The sequence below is a fragment of the Halomonas sp. ABH4_019 genome (assembly GCF_056159885.1).
In genome coordinates, this window is sequence record NZ_JBSWWC010000003.1 from 47958 (window position 1) to 69120 (window position 21163).

Consider the following 21163-nt stretch of genomic DNA (forward strand, 5'->3'; position numbering starts at 1 on the left):
CGTTAAAAATCGGCTCAAAGGCCTCATTTACAAGCTCGTAAACTCCGTCTTCTCGCCGATTTTTGCCTTGTCTGGCCTTCGCTCGCCGAGTTTTCAGGCAAAGCCTCCGAAGTGACGATCCCCGGGGAGACTTCCCCGGGCCCCCACTGAGATGCTTGCTAGATACGCTTTTCTCCAGCCCACGGATGCCAGATGCCATGAATACCGATTACCGCAAGCCCCTGCCCGGCACCGGGCTGGACTACTTCGATACCCGCGAGGCGGTCGAGGCGATTCGCCCCGGCGCCTACGACACCCTGACCTACACCGCCCGGGTGCTGGCCGAGCAGCTGGTGCGCCGCTGCGAGCCGGACCTGCGCGATGCGGCCCTCGAGCAGATCATCGACGGCAAGCGCGACCTGGACTTCCCCTGGTACCCGGCCCGGGTGGTCTGCCACGACATCCTCGGCCAGACGGCGCTGGTCGACCTGGCCGGGCTGCGCGACGCCATCGCCGAACGCGGCGGCGACCCGGCCAAGGTCAATCCGGTGGTGCCGACCCAGCTGATCGTCGACCACTCCCTGGCCGTGGAGCACGCCGGCTTCGAGCAGGACGCCTTCGAGCAGAACCGGGCGGTGGAGGATCGTCGCAACGAAGACCGCTTCCACTTCATCGACTGGACGCGCACCGCCTTCGAGAACGTCGACGTGATTCCCGCCGGCAACGGCATCATGCACCAGATCAACCTGGAGAAGATGTCGCCGGTGGTGCAGGCCCGCGAGGGCATCGCCTTCCCGGATACCTGCGTGGGCACCGACAGCCACACCCCGCATATCGACAGCCTGGGGGTGATCGCCATCGGCGTCGGCGGCCTCGAGGCCGAGACCGTGATGCTGGGCCGCCCCTCGATGATGCGCCTGCCCGATATCGTCGGCGTGCGGCTGACCGGCAGGCGCAAGCCAGGCATCACCGCCACCGACATCGTGCTGGCGATCACCGAGTTCCTGCGCCAGGAGCGGGTGGTGGGCGCCTACCTGGAGTTCTTCGGCGAGGGCGCGGCGAGCCTGACCATCGGCGACCGCGCCACCATCTCCAACATGACGCCGGAGTACGGGGCCTCGGCGGGAATGTTCTACATCGACGACCAGACCCTCGACTACCTGCGGCTGACCGGCCGCGAGCCGGAGCAGGTGGCGCTGGTCGAGCAGTACGCCAAGACCACCGGCCTGTGGGCCGACGACCTGGCCGGCGCCGAGTACGAGCGGGTGCTGGAGTTCGATCTGTCGACTGTGGAGCGGAACCTGGCCGGGCCGTCCAATCCGCATCGTCGCCTGCCCACCTCGGCCCTTGCCGATCGTGGCATCGCCATGCCCTCAGCCAAGGGCAGCGGCAAGGCGCCGGAAGCGCAAGAAGAGGGGCTGATGCCCGATGGCGCGGTGATCATCGCCGCCATCACCAGCTGCACCAACACCTCTAACCCGCGCAACGTGGTGGCCGCCGGGCTCTTGGCCCGCAAGGCCAACGAACTGGGTCTGGTGCGCAAGCCCTGGGTGAAGTCCTCCTTCGCGCCGGGCTCCAAGGTGGCGCGCCTGTACCTGGAGGAGGCCGGCCTGCTGCCGGAGCTGGAGAAGCTCGGCTTCGGCATCGTCGCCTACGCCTGCACCACCTGCAACGGTATGAGCGGTGCGCTGGACCCTAAGATCCAGCAGGAGATCATCGACCGCGATCTCTACGCCACGGCGGTACTCTCCGGCAACCGCAACTTCGACGGGCGCATCCATCCCTATGCCAAGCAGGCCTTCCTGGCCTCGCCGCCCCTGGTGGTCGCCTACGCCATCGCTGGCACGGTGCGCTTCGACATCGAGCAGGAAACCCTCGGCATCGATCCGGACGGCAACCCGGTGACGCTCAAGGACCTCTGGCCCAGCGACGAGGAGATCGATGCCATCGTCGGCGAGTACGTCAAGCCGGAGCAGTTCCGGGAGGTCTATATCCCGATGTTCGATCTCGACGCCGTGGAGGCCGCCGAGAGCCCGCTCTACGACTGGCGCCCCCAGAGCACCTACATCCGCCGGCCGCCCTACTGGGAGGGCACCATGGCGGCCGAGCGTGGGCTCAGGGGCATGCGGCCGCTGGCGATCCTGCCGGACAACATCACCACCGATCATCTCTCGCCGTCCAACGCCATCATGGCCGACAGCGCCGCCGGCGAGTACCTGGCGAAGATGGGCCTGCCGGAGGAGGACTTCAACTCCTACGCCACCCACCGGGGCGACCACCTGACCGCCCAGCGCGCGACGCTGGCCAACCCCAAGCTGTTCAACGAGATGGTGCGCGACGAAGCGGGCGAAGTGATCCAGGGCTCGCTGGCGCGACTCGAGCCGGAAGGGCGGGTCACCCGCATGTGGGAGGCCATCGAGACCTACATGGAGCGTCGCCAGCCGTTGATCATCATCGCCGGGGCCGACTACGGCCAGGGCTCGTCCCGGGACTGGGCGGCCAAGGGCGTGGCGCTGGCCGGCGTCGAGGCGATCGTCGCCGAGGGCTTCGAGCGCATCCACCGCACCAACCTGATCGGCATGGGCGTGATGCCGCTGCAGTTCGAGGAAGGCACGACCCGCCATAGCCTCGGGCTGGACGGCACCGAGACCTACGATGTCGAGGGCACGCCGGCCCCCGGGGCGGCCCTGATCCTGGTGGTTCACCGTCGGGACGGGAGCACCGAGCGCGTGCCGGTCACCTGCCGGCTGGACACCGCCGAGGAGGTCTCGATCTACAAGGCGGGCGGCGTGCTGCAGCGCTTCGCCGAGGATTTCCTGCAATCCGAGGAGGCGACCAGCGCATGAGCCAGGTTCCGCAGATTCGCATTCCCGCCACCTACATGCGCGGCGGCACCAGCAAGGGCGTGTTCTTCCGCCTCGACGACCTGCCCGAGGCCGCTCGTGAGCCGGGCCCGGCCCGCGATGCCCTGCTGCTGCGGGTGATCGGCAGCCCCGACCCTTATCAGAAGCAGATCGATGGCATGGGTGGCGCCACCTCGAGCACCAGCAAGACGGTGATCCTGTCGAGGAGCGAGCGACCCGATCACGACGTCGACTATCTGTTCGGCCAGGTCTCCATCGACACGCCCTTCGTCGACTGGAGCGGCAACTGCGGCAACCTCTCGGCGGCGGTGGGGCCTTTCGCCATCAGCAACGGCCTGGTCGAGGCCGAACGCCTCCCCGATAACGGCGTCGCCGAGGTGCGCATCTGGCAGGCCAATATCGGCAAGACCCTCGTCGCCCATGTGCCGATCACCGACGGTGAGGTCCAGGAAACCGGCGACTTCGAACTCGATGGCGTGACCTTCCCGGCCGCCGAGGTGGCGGTGGACTTCATGGACCCCGCGGACGGGGAGAGCGCCATGTTCCCCACCGGTAACGTCGTCGACGAGCTCGAGGTGCCGGGCATCGGCACGCTGCGGGCGACGCTGATCGATGCCGGTATCCCCACCGTCTTCGTCGAGGCGGCGGCCATCGGCTATACCGGCACCGAGCTTCAGGGGGCGATCAACGCCGACCCCGTGGCGCTGGCGCGGCTGGAGGCGATCCGCACCCAGGGCGCGCTGCGCATGGGGCTGATCGCCCGGCCCGAGGAGGCGGCGAGCCGCCAGCACACGCCCAAGGTGGCCTACGTGGCGCCTCCCGCGGACTATGTCGCCTCCAGCGGCAAGACCGTGGCCGCCGCCGAGATCGACCTGCTGGTGCGGGCGATGTCCATGGGCAAACTGCATCATGCCATGATGGGCACGGCCGCGGTGGCCATCGCCAGCGCGGCGGCGGTGCCGGGCACCCTGGTCAACCTCGCCGCCGGTGGAGGCGAGCGCACCTCGGTGTGCTTCGGCCATCCTTCGGGGGCCCTGCGGGTCGGCGCCGAGGCTCGCCGCAGCGGCGGCGGCTGGACCGCGCTCAAGGCCACCATGAGCCGCAGCGCTCGGGTATTGATGGAGGGCTGGGTGCGCGTCCCCAGGGACAGCGCCTGATCTCGCAGTGCCCGACCCCGCGTCCCGGCCTTTCCCGCGGGGCGTTCCTCTATAGTGAATAGGGGCCCACCCGGCATCGCGACAGGAGTGAAGCATGAGCGCCACCGTCGAAAGCAACGTTCGCCCTGACTACGACGACGAGCTGCAGCGGATCGCCGACTATGTGCTTGACGCTCGCATCGACAGCGACGAGGCCTTCGAGACCGCCCGCTACTGCCTGATGGACAGCCTGGGGTGTGGCCTGCTGGCGCTGCGCTTTCCCGAATGCACCAAGCACCTGGGGCCGCTGGTGGAGGGTACCCAGGTGCCGCATGGTGCCCGGGTACCGGGGACCGCCTTTCGACTCGACCCGGTCAAGGCGGCCTGGGACATCGGCGCCCTGGTGCGTTGGCTCGACTACAACGACACCTGGCTGGCCGCCGAGTGGGGCCATCCCTCGGACAACCTCGGGGCCATCCTGGCGGTGGCCGATCATCTCTCCCAGGTCCGCCTGGCGCGCGGCGAGGCGCCGCTGACCATGCGTGACGTGCTCGTGGCGATGATCCAGGCTCACGAGATCCAGGGCGTGCTGGCGCTCGAGAATGCCTTCAACCGGGTCGGTCTCGACCACGTGGTGCTGGTCAAGGTCGCCTCCACCGCCGTGGCTGCCAGGCTGATGGGGGCCGATCGCGAGCAGCTGCTCTCCGCCCTGTCCCATGCCTTCGTCGATGGCCAGAGTCTGCGGACCTATCGCCATGCCCCCAATGCCGGCTCGCGCAAGAGCTGGGCGGCGGGGGATGCCACCTCGCGGGGCGTGCGACTGGCCGATATCGCCCTGCGTGGCGAGATGGGCGTGCCCGGTGCGCTGAGCGCTCCGCAATGGGGCTTCTACGATGTGCTCTTCACCAAGAGCAACAGGGATCACAGCCTCAAGCCCGACGCCGAGCGGCGCCTGCGCTTCCAGCGTGAGTTCGGCAGTTATGTGATGGAGAACGTGCTGTTCAAGGTCGCCTTCCCTGCGGAGTTCCATGCCCAGACCGCCTGCGAGGCGGCGGTGGCGCTACACCCTCAGGTCGAGGGGCGCCTGGACGAGATCGCGCGCATCGAGATCACCACCCATGAGTCGGCGATCCGCATCATCTCCAAGGAAGGTGCATTGGCCAATCCGGCCGATCGCGATCACTGCCTGCAGTACATGACCGCGGTACCCCTGGCCTTCGGCGAGCTGGCCGCCGAGCACTACGAGGATGGCTTTCATGATGCCCACCCGGTCCTCGACGCCCTGCGCGGCAAGATGGAGGTCATCGAGGAGCCGCGCTATTCCCGTGACTATCTCGATCCGGACAAGCGTGCCATCGCCAATGCCGTCCAGGTGTTCTTCGCCGACGGCAGTGCCACCGAGCGGGTCGAGGTCGAATATCCACTCGGGCATCGTCGTCGACGTGGCGAGGGGCTTCCGCTGCTGGAGGCCAAGTTTCACCGACACCTGGCCACGCGTTTTCCATCCGCGCGCTGTGCCCGGATCCTCGAGCTCTGCCTTGACCGGCCTCGGCTGGAGGCGATGCCCGTCAACCGATTCCTCGATCTGCTGACCTAGTGTCCTGTATCAGAGGTTGGCTGTAGTCATTCTGGCGGCTCTTTGAGCCGCCATGCCGCGTTGCCACTCCCCGTCATAGCGCTGCTATGCCTCGTCGCGGCGCCTTGCCTGGCGACCCAATGTGCTCGCCATCTCTTCCACGAACCTCCGAAACAGGACACTGGTGCCCGGTATCGGGACACCGGTATCGACGGCGGCAGGGGCGATGCCGTATGGGCATGACGATATCCTGGCGGTGGGCGCCGTGCTGATCTATATTTTTTTGATGCGGGGGCTTGCGTGGTGCCGGGAGAATCCGTAAAGTACGCATCCGCTGCCGGCGACGGGCAACGTTGCAGGCGGTGATGAGTGGCAAAAGTGCTTGTTTTGCCGAGGGTTTTTCGAAGCGTTTCGAAATGGCCTGGTTGACAAGCGCAGCGGATTCGGTAGAATGCGCCCCACTCGATCGGAGGTCGGCTCGCAGGGTTGGAGCCGCTGTTTCGGTCGCCCGGTTCGCTTCGAACACAGCGAAACGCAGGGTTGACTTGAGGCGCCGATCACGTAGAATACGCCTTCCTCGCAGGGCGCCGGGCCAAGCGGCACGGCAATGCGAGATGCTCCACTCTTCACGAGAGCCCGGAGCTGCTCTTTAACAATCGATCAGGTAATTCATGTGGGCGCTTGTCGAGAGGTTCGGTGACCAGTCACTGAATATCAAGGCAAGCGACTCGTCAAACGAGACGTTTGAACCTTGAGCCAAGTTTGGTGCACTCAATGCACTATCAAGCTTTTAAACTGAAGAGTTTGATCATGGCTCAGATTGAACGCTGGCGGCAGGCCTAACACATGCAAGTCGAGCGGAAACGATGGAAGCTTGCTTCCAGGCGTCGAGCGGCGGACGGGTGAGTAATGCATAGGAATCTGCCCGGTAGTGGGGGATAACCTGGGGAAACCCAGGCTAATACCGCATACGTCCTACGGGAGAAAGCAGGGGATCTTCGGACCTTGCGCTATCGGATGAGCCTATGTCGGATTAGCTAGTTGGTGAGGTAATGGCTCACCAAGGCCGCGATCCGTAGCTGGTCTGAGAGGATGATCAGCCACATCGGGACTGAGACACGGCCCGAACTCCTACGGGAGGCAGCAGTGGGGAATATTGGACAATGGGCGAAAGCCTGATCCAGCCATGCCGCGTGTGTGAAGAAGGCCCTCGGGTTGTAAAGCACTTTCAGTGAGGAAGAACGCTTGTGGGTTAATACCCTGCAAGAGAGACATCACTCACAGAAGAAGCACCGGCTAACTCCGTGCCAGCAGCCGCGGTAATACGGAGGGTGCGAGCGTTAATCGGAATTACTGGGCGTAAAGCGCGCGTAGGCGGCTTGATAAGCCGGTTGTGAAAGCCCCGGGCTCAACCTGGGAACGGCATCCGGAACTGTCAGGCTAGAGTGCAGGAGAGGAAGGTAGAATTCCCGGTGTAGCGGTGAAATGCGTAGAGATCGGGAGGAATACCAGTGGCGAAGGCGGCCTTCTGGACTGACACTGACGCTGAGGTGCGAAAGCGTGGGTAGCAAACAGGATTAGATACCCTGGTAGTCCACGCCGTAAACGATGTCGACTAGCCGTTGGGGTCCTCGAGACCTTTGTGGCGCAGTTAACGCGATAAGTCGACCGCCTGGGGAGTACGGCCGCAAGGTTAAAACTCAAATGAATTGACGGGGGCCCGCACAAGCGGTGGAGCATGTGGTTTAATTCGATGCAACGCGAAGAACCTTACCTACTCTTGACATCGAGCGAACTTTCCAGAGATGGATTGGTGCCTTCGGGAACGCTCAGACAGGTGCTGCATGGCCGTCGTCAGCTCGTGTTGTGAAATGTTGGGTTAAGTCCCGTAACGAGCGCAACCCTTGTCCCTATTTGCCAGCGATTCGGTCGGGAACTCTAGGGAGACTGCCGGTGACAAACCGGAGGAAGGTGGGGACGACGTCAGGTCATCATGGCCCTTACGAGTAGGGCTACACACGTGCTACAATGGCCGGTACAGAGGGTGGCAATACCGCGAGGTGGAGCTAATCTCATAAAGCCGGTCTCAGTCCGGATCGGAGTCTGCAACTCGACTCCGTGAAGTCGGAATCGCTAGTAATCGTGAATCAGAATGTCACGGTGAATACGTTCCCGGGCCTTGTACACACCGCCCGTCACACCATGGGAGTGGACTGCACCAGAAGTGGTTAGCCTAACTTCGGAGGGCGATCACCACGGTGTGGTTCATGACTGGGGTGAAGTCGTAACAAGGTAGCCGTAGGGGAACCTGCGGCTGGATCACCTCCTTAATCGACGACGTCACCGACCCTCGGCAAGTGTCCACAATGAATTACCTGATCGGCCAGAGCAAAGACTGTTTGGGTATAGACCCAGCGTGACCAATGGGTCTGTAGCTCAGTTGGTTAGAGCGCACCCCTGATAAGGGTGAGGTCGGCAGTTCAAGTCTGCCCAGACCCACCAATTTTATCCAGTACCGCGTTGTTTTGTGACTCGCATAGCAGGCTATGCGTCGCCACAAAACGCCTTGTCCTGAATAAAATTCCCCATGTCGCGTATGGGAGTTCAGAGGGGCCTTAGCTCAGCTGGGAGAGCGCCTGCCTTGCACGCAGGAGGTCAGCGGTTCGATCCCGCTAGGCTCCACCATTCTCCCGACAGTCGATGACCGTTTCGTGACCAGTGGCAAGCGTTATCGCTAGCGTTTCTCACTGTTCTCTGAACAGTTGCTCTTTAACAATGTGAATCATGCTGACAAAGTCCCTTTCCTACCCGGGAAAGGGCATGAGATACGTCTCAAGCGTATCCGGCAATTGTCGTTGTTGTCATCGCGGATCAGACCCCTTGGGGTTATATGGTCAAGCGATGAAGCGCATACGGTGGATGCCTTGGCAGCCAGAGGCGATGAAGGACGTGGAAGCCTGCGATAAGGCTCGGCGAGGTGGCAAACAACCTGCGACCCGGGCATTTCCGAATGGGGAAACCCACTCAGGGTAACCTGAGTATCCTGCACTGAATCCATAGGTGCAGGAGGCGAACCGGGGGAACTGAAACATCTAAGTACCCCGAGGAACAGAAATCAACCGAGATTCCCCCAGTAGCGGCGAGCGAACGGGGACCAGCCCTTAAGCGGGTGACAGGTTAGGCGAATGAGTTGGGAAACTCAGCGATACAGGGTGATAGCCCCGTAGTCGAAAGCCTGATCCCGTGAAATCGAGTAGGTCGGGGCACGTGAAACCTTGACTGAAGACGGGGGGACCATCCTCCAAGGCTAAATACTCCTGGCTGACCGATAGTGAACCAGTACCGTGAGGGAAAGGCGAAAAGAACCCCGGAGAGGGGAGTGAAATAGATCCTGAAACCGTATGCGTACAAGCAGTGGGAGCACTCTCGTAGTGTGACCGCGTACCTTTTGTATAATGGGTCAGCGACTTATATTCAGTGGCGAGCTTAACCGTATAGGGGAGGCGTAGGGAAACCGAGTCTTAACTGGGCGACCAGTCGCTGGATATAGACCCGAAACCGGGCGATCTATCCATGAGCAGGTTGAAGGTTGAGTAACATCAACTGGAGGACCGAACCAGGATCTGTTGAAAAAGATTTGGATGACTTGTGGATCGGAGTGAAAGGCTAATCAAGCCCGGAGATAGCTGGTTCTCCTCGAAAGCTATTTAGGTAGCGCCTCACGTATCACCGCCGGGGGTAGAGCACTGTTTCGGCTAGGGGGTCATCCCGACTTACCAACCCGAGGCAAACTCCGAATACCGGTGAGTGCAGCGTGGGAGACACACAGCGGGTGCTAACGTCCGTTGTGAAAAGGGAAACAACCCAGACCGTCAGCTAAGGTCCCGAAATCCTGGTTAAGTGGGAAACGATGTGGGAAGGCTTAGACAGCTAGGAGGTTGGCTTAGAAGCAGCCATCCTTTAAAGAAAGCGTAATAGCTCACTAGTCGAGTCGGCCTGCGCGGAAGATGTAACGGGGCTCAAACCAGGTACCGAAGCTACGGGTGCATCGAATGATGCGCGGTAGAGGAGCGTCGTGTACGCCGACGAAGGTCCATTGAGAAGTGGGCTGGAGGTATCACGAGTGCGAATGCTGACATGAGTAACGATAAGGGGAGTGAAAAACTCCCCCGCCGGAAGACCAAGGGTTTCTGTTCGACGCTAATCGGAGCAGAGTGAGTCGGCCCCTAAGGCGAGGCCGAAAGGCGTAGTCGATGGGAAACGGGTCAATATTCCCGTACCTCACTGTATTGCGATGGGGGGACGAAGAAGGCTAGGTGAGCCAGGCGTTGGTTGTCCTGGTGAAAGTCAGTAGGCTGGGGAATCAGGCAAATCCGGTACCCCAAGGCCGAGAGACGAGACGAACAGACTACGGTCTGGAAGTCATCGATGCCACGCTTCCAGGAAAAGCCTCTAAGCTTCAGATACAGTGGGACCGTACCCCAAACCGACACAGGTGGTCAGGTAGAGAATACCAAGGCGCTTGAGAGAACTCGGGTGAAGGAACTAGGCAAAATGGTGCCGTAACTTCGGGAGAAGGCACGCCGCATTAGGGTGAAGGGACTCGCTCCCAGAGCCCGACGCGGTCGAAGATACCAGGTGGCTGCAACTGTTTATTAAAAACACAGTACTCTGCAAACGCGTAAGCGGACGTATAGGGTATGACGCCTGCCCGGTGCCGGAAGGTTAATTGATGGTGTTAGCTTCGGCGAAGCTCCTGATCGAAGCCCCGGTAAACGGCGGCCGTAACTATAACGGTCCTAAGGTAGCGAAATTCCTTGTCGGGTAAGTTCCGACCTGCACGAATGGCGTAATGATGGCCACGCTGTCTCCACCCGAGACTCAGTGAAATTGAAATCGCAGTGAAGATGCTGTGTACCCGCGGCTAGACGGAAAGACCCCGTGAACCTTTACTACAGCTTCACACTGGACGCTGATGTTGCTTGTGTAGGATAGCTGGGAGGCTTGGAAACCCGGTCGCCAGATCGAGTGGAGCCAACCTTGAAATACCAGCCTGGCATCATTGGCGTTCTAACTCAGGTCCGTGATCCGGATCGAGGACCGTGTGTGGTGGGTAGTTTGACTGGGGCGGTCTCCTCCCAAAGCGTAACGGAGGAGCACGAAGGTACCCTCAGCACGGTTGGAAATCGTGCAATGAGTGCAAGAGCATAAGGGTGCTTAACTGCGAGACAGACACGTCGAGCAGGTACGAAAGTAGGTTCTAGTGATCCGGTGGTTCTGTATGGAAGGGCCATCGCTCAACGGATAAAAGGTACTCCGGGGATAACAGGCTGATACCGCCCAAGAGTTCACATCGACGGCGGTGTTTGGCACCTCGATGTCGGCTCATCACATCCTGGGGCTGAAGTCGGTCCCAAGGGTATGGCTGTTCGCCATTTAAAGTGGTACGCGAGCTGGGTTTAGAACGTCGTGAGACAGTTCGGTCCCTATCTGCCGTGGGCGTTGGAGATTTGAGAAGCGCTGCTCCTAGTACGAGAGGACCGGAGTGGACGTACCTCTGGTGTTCCGGTTGTCACGCCAGTGGCATTGCCGGGTAGCTATGTACGGACGGGATAACCGCTGAAAGCATCTAAGCGGGAAGCCCCCTTCAAGATGAGATCTCCCCGAGGCCTCGAGCCTCCTGAAGGACCCAGCAAGACCAGCTGGTTGATAGGTCGGATGTGGAAGCGCTGCAAGGCGTTGAGCTAACCGATACTAATTGTCCGTGAGGCTTGACCATATAACACCCAAGTGGTCTGTCGATGACAACAGACGACGCCGGATACGCGAGACGCATCTCGTCAGCATGATTTGCATTGCCCTTTTTCGCCTGACGACCATAGCGTGCGGGAACCACCTGATCCCATGCCGAACTCAGCAGTGAAACCGCTCAGCGCCGATGGTAGTGTGGGAGTTCCCATGCGAGAGTAGGTCATCGTCAGGCACTTATTCGGAAAAGCCCCCGGGTTCGCGAGAACTCGGGGGCTTTTCATTTCGCCGTTCCCGCCCCATCATCCAGTATTCCCTCGTTGGGCATGCCGCTCCGACGCCGCCCTTTCTCATACGATTTCCCGTTGACCGAATCAGCCCGATGGCCTTAGCGCTTTGTCTTTGGCGCTGCTCGAGGCGTCAGCATGGTTCCATCCCGGCGATGACGGGTATTGCCCCTTTTCTATCCAAGACCCTTTTCTACCCAAGAAGGAGAGAGCGGCCGAATTCGGCCGACAGCAGTGCATGAGTGAAGATCCCTCCAACTCGATGACAACCGCGCCCGCCGCCAAGAGACGCCTGGGGGATCCCCTGGTGCTCGTCGTCAGCATCGGCTTCATCCTGGGCTTCGTCGCCCTGTCACTGTATGACGTCGACATGGTGGCCGGGGGCATCGCCGCCGGTTTCGCCTGGACCGCGAAGACACTGGGCAGCTACTTTCAATGGTTGCTGCTGCTGACCTTCCTGGTGGCCATGGGTCTGGTGGCATCGCCGGCGGCCAGCGCCCGGGTCGGTGATCTCGAACGCCCCGAGCTGAGTACCTTCAAGTGGCTGTCGATCATCATGTGCACGCTGCTGGCCGGGGGCGGCGTGTTCTTCGCCGCCGGCGAGCCGGTCTACCACTTCGTGGTCACCCCACCGGCCTTCGATACCGAGCCCGGCACCGCCGAGGCGATCGCCGGGGCCCTGGCGCAATCCTTCATGCACTGGGGGTTTCTGGCCTGGGCCGTCCTTGGCTCGTTGACCGCGGTGGTGCTGGCCCATGCCCATTATGGTCGCGGCCTGCCGCTGCAACCGCGCACCCTGCTCACGCCGGTGCTCGGTGAGCGTCGCATGCGGGGATGGCTGGGCAGCCTGGTGGACGCCCTGTGCGTGATCGCCGTGGTTGCCGGCACCGTGGGGCCGATCGGCTTCCTGGCGACCCAGGTCAGCTTCGGGCTTCACGAGCTGTTCGGCCTGCCCGAGGGCTACACCACCCAACTGGTGATTCTGGCCGCGCTGGGGGCGGTCTACGTGACCTCGGCCATGACCGGGATCCATCGCGGCATCCAGTGGCTGAGTCGCTTCAACGTCATCCTGGCCCTGGTGATCGCCGCCGTGATCTTCCTGTTCGGGCCCACCGGTTTCCTGATCGATGCCTTCACCCAGGGCTTCGGGGAATACCTGAGTTCCTTCTTCACCATGGCGACCATGACCAACCAGACCGCGCCGGCCTGGTGGATGCAGTGGTGGACGGTGTTCTTCTTCGCCTGGTTCATCGGCTATGGGCCGCTGATGGCGATCTTCGTGGCGCGCATCTCGCGCGGGCGCACCATTCGGCAGATGATCCTTGCCGTGGCCGTGATGGCCCCGATCGCCACCACCCTGTGGTTCACCCTGCTGGGCGGTTCCGGGATCCACTACCAGCTGACCGGCGCCATCGACCTGTCCGCGGCGCTGCAGGACTTCCAGTTCGACGTCGCCACCCTGACCGTCGCCCAGGCGCTGCCCGGCGGACCGCTGATGGCGCTCGCCATCCTGCTGCTGACCACCATCTTCGTGGCCACCACCGGGGACTCGATGAGCTATGCGATCTCGGTGGTCGGTGCGGGCCACGATGCCCCCGACGCCCGGGTCCGGGCCTTCTGGGGGATCGCCATGGCGCTGATGGCGGCGATCCTGCTGTACATGGGCGCCGGCCAGATCGGCGCCCTGCAACAATTCATCGTGATCACCGCCATCCCGGTATCGCTGGTGCTGCTGCCCTCGCTGTGGACGGGGCCCCGAGCGGCCATCGCCATGGCCCGGGAGCAGGGACTCCTCCAGTAGGCGAGGGCAGACGCACCCGACGCCTGACACCGGGTCTCGTCCCATCGTCGATGGGGCGAGGCCGCCCGGCGGGCGGGCCGTCTCGCTCGCTGGGCGGTGGGATTCGCCGAGGACGCTCAATGGCGTATAATGCGACCAAAGTCTAATAACGGAGGTCGTCTTGACGCTGACCACACCGGCCCTGCTGTTCCCGGCCATCTCGCTGCTGCTGCTGGCCTACACCAACCGCTTCCTGAGCCTGGCGCAGCTGATTCGCAAGCTCGCCGACGAGGAGCGTGGCGATCATCACGAGGTGGCGGTGCGCCAGATCGTGTTGCTGCGCCAGCGCATCACCCTGACCAAGCGCATGCAGATGGCCGGGGTCTTCAGCTTCCTGCTGTGCACCCTGTCGATGTTCGCGCTCTTCCTGTCCCTCAAGTTCCTCGGCATGCTGCTGTTCGGCGTCAGCCTGATCAGCCTGTCGATCTCGCTGTTCTTCTCCCTCTGGGAGGTGAAGATCTCCACCAACGCCCTGAACGTCCAGCTCCAGGACATGGAGTCGCTGAGCCGTCACCGGGCCGCCGGCAAGGCCGTCGCCAAGGGCGCGAAGGAAGAAGAGGACGAGGGCCTGCACGGCTTGTGAGCCCCGTATCCCCCGGCTAGACTGGCGGGCCTTCACAGGAGGCCACATGACCCCCCAGCAGTTGCTGTTCTATTGCCGCCCCGGATTCGAGTCCGACCTGGCCGGCGAGATCGCCACCAAGTCAGCCATGCTGGGCTGGCAGGGCTATCCACTCGCCGAGGCCCAGGCCGGCCATGTCCGCTTCGTGCTGACCGACGAGCGCCCCGCCAATGCCCTGCACCGCGCCTTGCCGCTGGCCTCGCTGGTCTTCGCCCGCCAGAGCCTGGTGGCGCTCGCCCCTCTGGAGCGGCTCTCCCGGGAGGACCGGCTGTCGCCGATCGTCGAGCAGGTCCTGGCGAGCGGCTGGAGCTTCGAGTCGGTGTGGCAGGAAACCCCGGATACCAATGAGGCCAAGGCGCTGGCGGGGCTGATCAAGGCGCTCCGGCGGCCGCTCGAAGCGACCCTCAAGAAGCGCGGTGCCCTGCGTCGCAAGGCGGGTGGCCGGCGCCTGCACCTGCTGTGGACCGATGGCGACCGGGTCCAGCTCGGCATGAGCTTTCCGGGCAATCGCAGCGAGCAGCTCGGGGGCATCCGCCGGCTGCGTGCGCCCCGCGAGGCCCCCAGTCGTTCGACCCTCAAGCTCGAGGAGGCCTGGCATGAATTCGTGCCCCGGGAGCAGTGGGAGACGCGGCTCGCCGAGGGCATGCAGGCGGCCGACCTGGGCGCGGCGCCGGGGGGCTGGACCTGGCAGCTGGTCCATCGCGGCATGCAGGTGTTCGCCATCGACAATGGCCCCATGGACCGCCGGCTGATGGCGACCGGGCTGGTCGAGCACCTGCGCGAGGATGGTTTCGTGTGGGCGCCGCCGGCGCGACTGGACTGGCTGGTCTGCGATATCGTCGACAAGCCGGCGCGGGTGATCGACATGGTCGAGCGCTGGCTGGTGAAGCGCTGGTGCCGCGAGGCGGTGTTCAACCTCAAGCTGCCGATGAAGCGGCGCTGGGAGGCCGTGTCGGAGGGGCTGGCGCGCCTGGACCAGGCCCTGGAAGGGGCCGGCGTCCAGGCGCAGATCGCCTGTCGCCACCTCTACCACGATCGCGAGGAGGTGACGGTCCACGTGCGGCTGTTGAACTGAGGCGCGGCCCGCCGGTCAGTAGCTGGGCGCGAAGACGCGCACCCGTTCTTCCTCGGTGAGCAGCGGGTAGAGGTCCTGCATGACCCGGGCGCGCTGTTCGCTGTCGCGCCATGCCTTCCAGGCGTTGAGGTCGCGCCACTTGGTGATCACCAGGCGCCGGTCGTCATGGCCCTGCTCGGTGAGGCTCTCGCCGCCGCCGAACCCCGGGGCGCCGAGCACCTGGCGCATGGCCTCCCGGGCGACCGCCTCGTATTCTGCCTCCAGCCCGGGCATGATACGACGTTCGATAAGGATCTTGATCATCCACTCACTCCCCACTCACTGCTGCGTTTCGAGGCGAACTCATCGATGGTTGACTCCACGGATTCCCTGCCGACCTGTCATGCCGAGCTGGATACCACCGGGCTCTATTGTCCCGAGCCCATCATGCTGATGCACAACAAGGTGCGTGACATGCAGCCGGGCGAAGTCCTCAAGGTGATCGCCAGCGATCCGGCCACCACCCGCGACGTGCCCAAGTTCTGCGGTTTTCTCGGCCACGAGCTGCTGGCCCAGCGCGAGACGGACGGCCATTACCTGTACGTCATCCGCCTGGGCTGACGCCGGCTCGGCCAGGCCGGTCAGTCGTGCGTCTCCGGCGTGTCGGGCATGACCATCAACGCCAGGGCCTCGAGGGTGGCGGGGTCCTCGCGGCGGATGCGGTTGGCGATCTGGCGCTGGAAGAAGTAGACCACCCGGTGGCGGCTGTGTCCGGGGTAGAGGCAGGGGTCGCCGGGCAGGATCGGCGTCGAGTCGATCAAGTGCTCGTCGGCCAGCAGGGCCTCCACGGCGCCGTCGCTGTAGAGGCGCCAGCCGAAGATCTGCTTGAGCTGCCAGGGCGCATCGCCCTCATCCATGCACAGGGCATGGGTGCCCTGGGTCTCGGGGAGCTGCTGGATCAGGGTGGGCTCGTCGGTCGCCTCGTACTCGAAGTAGGCCGCGGCCTGCTCGAGCTCCATGACCTTGTGGTCGGGCGGCAGCTCGAACAGCTCCTCGGTCTCCGGGTCGCGATAGCCGACGAAGTGGCCGTGCTCGGGGTCATCGAGCATCTGGCAGGGGGTCAGGCGTTCCATCCAGGGCACCAGGCCGACGACTTCGCCGTCCTCGCGAAGTCCCCAGGCCAGCAGGGGCATGCCGTAGTAGGCCTCGGATTCGTCGGGCAACTGATACACCATCTCCAGCCCGTCGAGCTCCGGGGCGAGGCGTATCAGGCGCTTGCGGGCCTGCTGGCGTTGGCGCATGGTCTCCAGGTCGATGACCCGGGCAGGACGAGGTGACAGCGGGATACCCATGAAGTCCCTCCAGCGGCGGCGTGGTCACGGCGTTGGCCCTCGGGCCTCTCGGCAGCGCTCAACGTCACTGTCACCCCATCAATAGCACAGAGTGGTGACCGAGGTTAAGCCTTGGTTGTCAGCGGCAGCGTTGCGTCAGGGCCAGGTGCAGTTCCCGATGCCGCTGTCGGGCGGTCACCAGGGCGGGCCAGGGGGCCCGTGGATCGTCCAGCGACAGCCAGCGCTGCCGGTAGGCCGCCACGGCCGGGGGCGGGGCGACCCGCTGGGCCTCGAGCAGGCGCTGAATGGCGACGAGCCAGCGTCGCGAGGCGCTCTGCAGGCCATCCAGCCAGGCCTCCAGTCGCCGGGCCTCGGGGAAGGCCGGCCAGGCCTCGGCCGGGGCGGGGCAGGCGTTTGCGCTCCCGGCCAGGGCGGCCTCGAGCAGCCGCGAGGCCTCATCGATGCGCCGTTCGGCCAGCATCAAGGCGCGCAGCAGCTCGGCGGTCAGCGGGCGAGTCTGCAGCCTCTGCAGGTGGCCTTCCAGGGTACCCGAGTCCGCCTCCCAGCGGCGGTCGAACTGGTGGAGGCTGGCCACGCGCAGATAGGCCAGCGCCGGCAACTGGGCATCGACGGCCGACAGGTCGCCCGGCGGCAGCGGCGAGCTGGCCCGGGAGAAGCTGCCGACCCACTCGCTCGAGGCGAACAGGGCGTTCCAGCTCGCCCGGGGAAGCTGGTCGGTCTTGCGCCGGGTGAGCCGCTCGAGCCGTGCCCGATCCTGCTCGCCGAGCGTGGCCGGGACCTCGGTGTTCCAGCAGCCGCTTAGCCGGCGCCACAGGGCCAACTCATAGAGCCAGCGCTGGCTGGGAGGCGCCACCTTGCCCAGCTGGTTGTTGCGCTCGGCGACCAGGTTGGCGATATGGCAGCCGCGCAGGGCGAAGACGTCCAGCAGCGCCTCGCGGGTCTCGGGAATGGCGTACAGCCGGGCGTCCGGCTCCGGAAAGTCGCCGATGTTGGCGGGCCGGGAGGGCTCAGGCGGCGCCAGCCCGAGGGTCGTGGCCAGGTGGCGCTGGTAGTCGCCGAGCAGGGCCTCGCCGGGTCCCTCGCCACAGCCGGCCAGCAGGCCGGCGATCAGGCCAAGCAGCCACCATCGGCCCCGTTGATTCCGGCGGCGTTCACTCCGGGGATAGGGGAATCTCCAGGTCACCATCCGCGATTGCCTTGCTCCGTCGTCTCAAGCGTTCGCCCAGCAGCAGGGCGGCCACCGTCAGTCCGGCCACCAGGCCGATCCAGTAACCATAGACCCCGAGCGGCGCGACCCGGTCGAACAGGCCGTGATCGCCCAGCCAGTGGCCGCCGCCCAGGCCGACCAGCCAGTAGGCGACCAGGGTGATCAGCATGATCACCCGGGTATCCTTGTAGCCGCGAAGCGCGCCGGCGAGATTGACCTGCAGCGAGTCGGAGATCTGGTAGAGCATGGCCAGGCCCACCAGCGACAGTGTGATGCGGGTCACCTCCGGATCGTGGGTATACAGGCCGATCACCGGCTCGGCGGTCAGCCACAGCAGCAGGCAGTTGAGCAGCGCCACGGCCAGGGCGATCAGGATGCCGTTCCAGGCCACCAGGCGAGCGGCCTCGAGGCGCCCCTGTCCGAGGGTGTTGCCGACCCGCACCGTCAGCGCCATGCCCAGCGACAACGGCAGCATGAACAGCAGGCCGGTGTAGTTCAGCGCCACCTGGTGGGCGGCCACGGTGACCTCGCCGAGGCTGGCGATGAACAGCGCGATCAGGGTGAACAGCGTCACCTCCACGAAGATCGCCACCCCGATGGGCACCCCCACGTAGAGCAGCTCGCCGATCGGCCGGAGCCGCGGCGGCGTCGGCGAGCGCCACAGCGCGACGTCGCCATAGGCGCGGCTGCGCCGGGTATAGGCGATCATGGCCAGGCACATCACCCACATCGACAGCGCGGTGGCCAGCCCGCAGCCCACCGCGCCCAACGCCGGGAGGTTCGCCAGGGGGGCCGGCAGCCAGTCGCCGAACAGGGCTTCGAGCCCCGCGCCGCCGTAGATCAACACGTAGTTGCTGGGCACGTTGACGGCCAGCCCCAGCAGGCTGATCCACAGCGCGGGCCGGGTGTGGTTCATGCCGTCCGAGAAGGCCCGCAGCGCCATGAACAGTCCCACGCCGGGCATCCCCAGGGCCACCGCGGCCAGGTAGCCCGCGGCACGCTCGGCCACCGCCTGAGGCACGTCCATGAGCCGGAACACCGGCATCACCGTCGTCCACAGCAGTCCGGCCGCGATGATGCCCAGCGCCATGCCGATCCACAGCGCCTGGTGCACCTGGACACGAATGCCCTCGCGGCGGCCGGCACCGAGCAGCTGGGCGACCACCGGCGTCAGGCCCATCAGGGTGCCGGTCATGAACAGCATCAGCGGCATCCACAGGCTCGAGCCCACCGAGACGGCGGCCAGGTCGGTGGCGCTGAGGCGGCCGGTCATCATCACGTCCACCGTGCTCATGGCGGCCTGGGCGAGCTGGGCGCCGCAGATGGGCAGGGCCAGGCGGATCAGGGGGCGAGTCTCGGCGCGCGAGGCGGCGATCAGCTGGGAAATGAACTGGGCCAAGGGAAAGCTCCATGCCAGGGTGGCCCCGTGCTCCATGCGTGCGGGGTAGCCGACCAGTCTATCAGGACCCTCTTCGTTTCGCCGCCCGGTGGTTTTCGCCGCCGCGGCGGCCTCGCTATACTGTGCCGTCCTTCACGACCCCCCGGAGCCCGCGTGAGCCACCGCCTCGAGGATGTCATCGCCCTGTTCGACGGCCTCTTCCTGCCGACCCATCGTACCCGCCTGGTGCGCGGCGGCGACGAACCTCTGTACCTGCCCGCCGACGCCGAGACGCCCTGGCATCGGGTGATCTTCGCCCGGGGCTTCTACGCCAGTGCGCTGCACGAGATCAGCCACTGGTGCATCGCCGGCGCGCGTCGTCGCGAGCTGGAGGACTACGGCTACTGGTACCTGCCCGACGGGCGCGATGCCGAGCAGCAGCGCGACTTCGAGGCGGTGGAGGTGGCGCCCCAGGCGCTGGAGCGCCTGTTCGCCGCGGCCTGCGGGCATCGTTTCCAGGTCAGCGTGGACAACCTGGGCGAGGTGGAAGTCGACCGCGAGGGCTTCGCCGAACGGGTCGCGGCGCGGGCGGCGCGCTATGAGCGGGAGGGGCTGCCGGCCCGGGCCGAGGCCTTCCGTACCACGCTTGCGGCCTTCTACCGGGAGCATGCGACGCGCGAGGCGGCGATCGCGGCGGGGCTGGCCAGGCTCGGCGCCATCGCCGAGCCCGCCTAGACGACGAAGGTCCCTACAGCGCGTCGGCGTTGAGCCGCTGATGCAGCGTCAGCATCACCTGGATCTCTTCCTCGGGCCGCAGCGGCTCGAGGCCCAGCTCGCCGAACAGCTCGCCGCGGGCACGGGACCAGTCGCCGGGTGCCAGCTCGGCATAGAGGCTCTCGGCGGGCGCCAGTTCCACGAACGGGTCCAGCCCGTAGGTATCGAACAGCCGCGAGAGCGCCGCCTCGTCGTCGCCGACCCCGGCGGTGTAGAGGGTGGCGTTGAAGTGGTCGGTCTCCAGCTCGCGGATCACGTCCAGCGGGCTCACGCCCATGCTGGAGAGCTCCTCCAGGCTGTAGGCGCCCAGTGAGACCAGCTCGTCGTCCAGCCAGTCGTCATCGGGCTGGATCAGGGTGTGCTTGACGCGGCCATTGGGCAGGGTCCAGGCGATGGACAGCGGCAGGTCGCCGTCGTCGCCGGTCTCGATGGCAATGAACGCGGGCAGGTCATCCATTCTGTGGCTTCTCCTCGCGGGGCGACGCGTCGAGGCCGAAGAAGGCCCGGGCGGTGGCGGTGGTGGCGCGGGCCAGGTCGGCTTCCGTGTCGCCGCGCCAGTGGGCGATCTCGCGCACGATCCAGGGCAGCAGCGCCGGCTCGTGGCGCCTGCCCTTGAGTTTGGCAGGTAAATTGCGCGGCAGCAGGTAGGGGCAGTCGGTTTCCACCATCAACCGCTCGGCGGGAATCGCGCCGACCAGCTCGCGCAGGTGATGCCCGCGGCGCTCGTCGCACAGCCAGCCGGTCAGGCCGATGTGCAGGTCCAGATCCAGGTAGCCGTAGAGCGTGTCGCGGTCGGCGGTGAAGCAGTGCACCACCGCCTGGCCGATGTCGTCGCGCCAGGCGCGCAGCATCTCGCGCATGCGCGCCCCGGCGTCGCGCTCGTGGACGAACAGCGGCAGGCCGCTCTCGGCGGCGAGCGCCAGCTGGGCCTCGAAGGCGTGCTGCTGCTCGGCGGGCGTCGAGAAGTTGCGGTTGAAGTCCAGGCCGCACTCGCCCACCGCCACGACCTCCGGTTGGCGGTGCAGCTCGCGCATCGCCGCCTCGAGCTCGGGGTTCCACTGGCTGGCGTCGTGGGGGTGCACCCCGGCGGTGGCGTACAGGCCCGGGTAGCGGCGGGCCAGGGCCACGGCCTGCTCGGCGTGCTCGCGGTCGGTGCCGGTGAGGATCAGCGTCTCGACCCCGGCGGCGCGAGCGCGCTGGAGCGTCGCCTCCAGGTCGCGGGCGAAGCTCTCGTGGGTCAGGTTGGCGCCGATGTCCACCAGCGGCGCCGGCGAGCGGAATCTCAGCGCCTCGGGGAGCACGTCGTCGTCGAAGGGGGGCATGGCGTCGGCCAAGGCGAAACACTC

General features: G+C 65.1%; 14 protein-coding genes, 2 tRNA genes and 3 rRNA genes. 13 read left to right on the plus strand and 6 right to left on the minus strand.

Going from position 1 to position 21163, the window contains the following annotated elements; all coding sequences use genetic code 11:
• Positions 1-197: 197 nt before the first annotated feature.
• The 11 genes from acnD (at position 198) to rlmM (ending at position 15127) form a co-directional block, all read left to right on the plus strand.
• Positions 198-2825, plus strand: a complete 2628-nt coding sequence (acnD, locus tag ACXAFN_RS12545; RefSeq protein WP_474989147.1) for a Fe/S-dependent 2-methylisocitrate dehydratase AcnD — start codon at positions 198-200, stop codon at positions 2823-2825.
• Complete coding sequence (gene prpF, locus ACXAFN_RS12550) at positions 2822-4000, plus strand: 2-methylaconitate cis-trans isomerase PrpF (RefSeq protein WP_474989148.1); 1179 nt, start codon at positions 2822-2824, stop codon at positions 3998-4000. The genes acnD and prpF overlap by 4 nt, the downstream gene beginning before the upstream one ends.
• A 94-nt stretch (positions 4001-4094) precedes the next feature.
• A complete protein-coding gene (gene prpD, locus ACXAFN_RS12555) occupies positions 4095-5576 on the plus strand; it encodes a 2-methylcitrate dehydratase (protein ID WP_474989149.1) in 1482 nt (493 codons plus the stop codon).
• 771 nt (positions 5577-6347) lie between these two features.
• Positions 6348-7885: ribosomal RNA gene (locus ACXAFN_RS12560) — 16S ribosomal RNA — on the plus strand.
• A 95-nt stretch (positions 7886-7980) separates the two neighbouring features.
• A tRNA-Ile gene (locus tag ACXAFN_RS12565) sits at positions 7981-8057 on the plus strand.
• A gap of 107 nt (positions 8058-8164) precedes the next feature.
• A tRNA-Ala gene (locus tag ACXAFN_RS12570) sits at positions 8165-8240 on the plus strand.
• A gap of 207 nt (positions 8241-8447) precedes the next feature.
• Positions 8448-11334: ribosomal RNA gene (locus ACXAFN_RS12575) — 23S ribosomal RNA — on the plus strand.
• Between the two features lie 89 nt (positions 11335-11423).
• Positions 11424-11538, plus strand: a 5S ribosomal RNA gene (gene rrf, locus ACXAFN_RS12580).
• Together the 16S, 23S and 5S rRNA genes with 2 tRNA genes alongside form the textbook arrangement of a ribosomal RNA operon.
• Positions 11539-11828: 290 nt before the next feature.
• The gene (locus ACXAFN_RS12585; RefSeq protein ID WP_474989150.1) at positions 11829-13391 is read left to right on the plus strand and encodes a BCCT family transporter; all 1563 of its coding nucleotides are present in this window, start codon (positions 11829-11831) and stop codon (positions 13389-13391) included.
• A gap of 160 nt (positions 13392-13551) precedes the next feature.
• On the plus strand, positions 13552-14013 hold the full coding sequence (locus tag ACXAFN_RS12590) for a DUF2721 domain-containing protein (RefSeq protein ID WP_474989151.1): 462 nt from the start codon (positions 13552-13554) through the stop codon (positions 14011-14013).
• Positions 14014-14059: 46 nt separating this feature from the next.
• Positions 14060-15127, plus strand: a complete 1068-nt coding sequence (gene rlmM, locus ACXAFN_RS12595; RefSeq protein WP_474989152.1) for a 23S rRNA (cytidine(2498)-2'-O)-methyltransferase RlmM — start codon at positions 14060-14062, stop codon at positions 15125-15127.
• 15 nt (positions 15128-15142) lie between these two features.
• Here the strand turns inward: rlmM and ACXAFN_RS12600 are convergent, their stop codons facing one another.
• On the minus strand, positions 15143-15430 hold the full coding sequence (locus tag ACXAFN_RS12600) for an antibiotic biosynthesis monooxygenase family protein (protein WP_394594458.1): 288 nt from the start codon (positions 15428-15430) through the stop codon (positions 15143-15145).
• Positions 15431-15475: 45 nt separating this feature from the next.
• Here ACXAFN_RS12600 and tusA point away from each other — a divergent pair, with 45 nt between their 5' ends.
• A complete protein-coding gene (gene tusA, locus ACXAFN_RS12605) occupies positions 15476-15727 on the plus strand; it encodes a sulfurtransferase TusA (RefSeq protein ID WP_474989153.1) in 252 nt (83 codons plus the stop codon).
• A gap of 20 nt (positions 15728-15747) precedes the next feature.
• Here tusA and ACXAFN_RS12610 read toward each other — a convergent pair whose 3' ends face one another.
• From ACXAFN_RS12610 to ACXAFN_RS12620, 3 genes are all read right to left on the minus strand, one after another.
• Positions 15748-16458, minus strand: coding sequence for a hypothetical protein (locus ACXAFN_RS12610; RefSeq protein ID WP_474989154.1), 711 nt, complete (start codon positions 16456-16458; stop codon positions 15748-15750).
• Between the two features lie 118 nt (positions 16459-16576).
• Entirely contained in the window at positions 16577-17644 is a 1068-nt protein-coding gene (locus ACXAFN_RS12615; protein WP_474989155.1) for a DUF3080 family protein, read from the minus strand.
• On the minus strand, positions 17610-19064 hold the full coding sequence (locus tag ACXAFN_RS12620; RefSeq protein ID WP_474989156.1) for an MATE family efflux transporter: 1455 nt from the start codon (positions 19062-19064) through the stop codon (positions 17610-17612). The genes ACXAFN_RS12615 and ACXAFN_RS12620 overlap by 35 nt, the downstream gene beginning before the upstream one ends.
• Positions 19065-19217: 153 nt before the next feature.
• Here ACXAFN_RS12620 and ACXAFN_RS12625 point away from each other — a divergent pair, with 153 nt between their 5' ends.
• Complete coding sequence (locus tag ACXAFN_RS12625; protein WP_474989157.1) at positions 19218-19778, plus strand: elongation factor P hydroxylase; 561 nt, start codon at positions 19218-19220, stop codon at positions 19776-19778.
• Between the two features lie 13 nt (positions 19779-19791).
• On the opposite strand, the gene ACXAFN_RS12630 is transcribed toward ACXAFN_RS12625, so the two are convergent.
• Positions 19792-20274, minus strand: a complete 483-nt coding sequence (locus ACXAFN_RS12630) for a hypothetical protein (protein ID WP_474989158.1) — start codon at positions 20272-20274, stop codon at positions 19792-19794.
• Complete coding sequence (locus ACXAFN_RS12635; RefSeq protein WP_474990140.1) at positions 20267-21139, minus strand: TatD family hydrolase; 873 nt, start codon at positions 21137-21139, stop codon at positions 20267-20269. The genes ACXAFN_RS12630 and ACXAFN_RS12635 overlap by 8 nt, the downstream gene beginning before the upstream one ends.
• Between the last annotated feature and the right edge of the window lie 24 nt (positions 21140-21163).

What these genes read in the sequence shown, in the direction of transcription:
- acnD (WP_474989147.1), top strand. Translation starts at nt 198, where the DNA reads ATGAATACCGATTACCGCAAGCCCCTGCCCGGCACCGGGCTGGACTAC.
- prpF (WP_474989148.1), top strand. Translation starts at nt 2,822, where the DNA reads ATGAGCCAGGTTCCGCAGATTCGCATTCCCGCCACCTACATGCGCGGC.
- prpD (WP_474989149.1), top strand. Translation starts at nt 4,095, where the DNA reads ATGAGCGCCACCGTCGAAAGCAACGTTCGCCCTGACTACGACGACGAG.
- ACXAFN_RS12585 (WP_474989150.1), top strand. Translation starts at nt 11,829, where the DNA reads ATGAGTGAAGATCCCTCCAACTCGATGACAACCGCGCCCGCCGCCAAG.
- rlmM (WP_474989152.1), top strand. Translation starts at nt 14,060, where the DNA reads ATGACCCCCCAGCAGTTGCTGTTCTATTGCCGCCCCGGATTCGAGTCC.
- ACXAFN_RS12600 (WP_394594458.1), bottom strand. Translation starts at nt 15,430, where the DNA reads ATGATCAAGATCCTTATCGAACGTCGTATCATGCCCGGGCTGGAGGCA.
- tusA (WP_474989153.1), top strand. Translation starts at nt 15,476, where the DNA reads ATGGTTGACTCCACGGATTCCCTGCCGACCTGTCATGCCGAGCTGGAT.
- ACXAFN_RS12610 (WP_474989154.1), bottom strand. Translation starts at nt 16,458, where the DNA reads ATGGGTATCCCGCTGTCACCTCGTCCTGCCCGGGTCATCGACCTGGAG.
- ACXAFN_RS12615 (WP_474989155.1), bottom strand. Translation starts at nt 17,644, where the DNA reads ATGGTGACCTGGAGATTCCCCTATCCCCGGAGTGAACGCCGCCGGAAT.
- ACXAFN_RS12630 (WP_474989158.1), bottom strand. Translation starts at nt 20,274, where the DNA reads ATGGATGACCTGCCCGCGTTCATTGCCATCGAGACCGGCGACGACGGC.
- ACXAFN_RS12635 (WP_474990140.1), bottom strand. Translation starts at nt 21,139, where the DNA reads ATGCCCCCCTTCGACGACGACGTGCTCCCCGAGGCGCTGAGATTCCGC.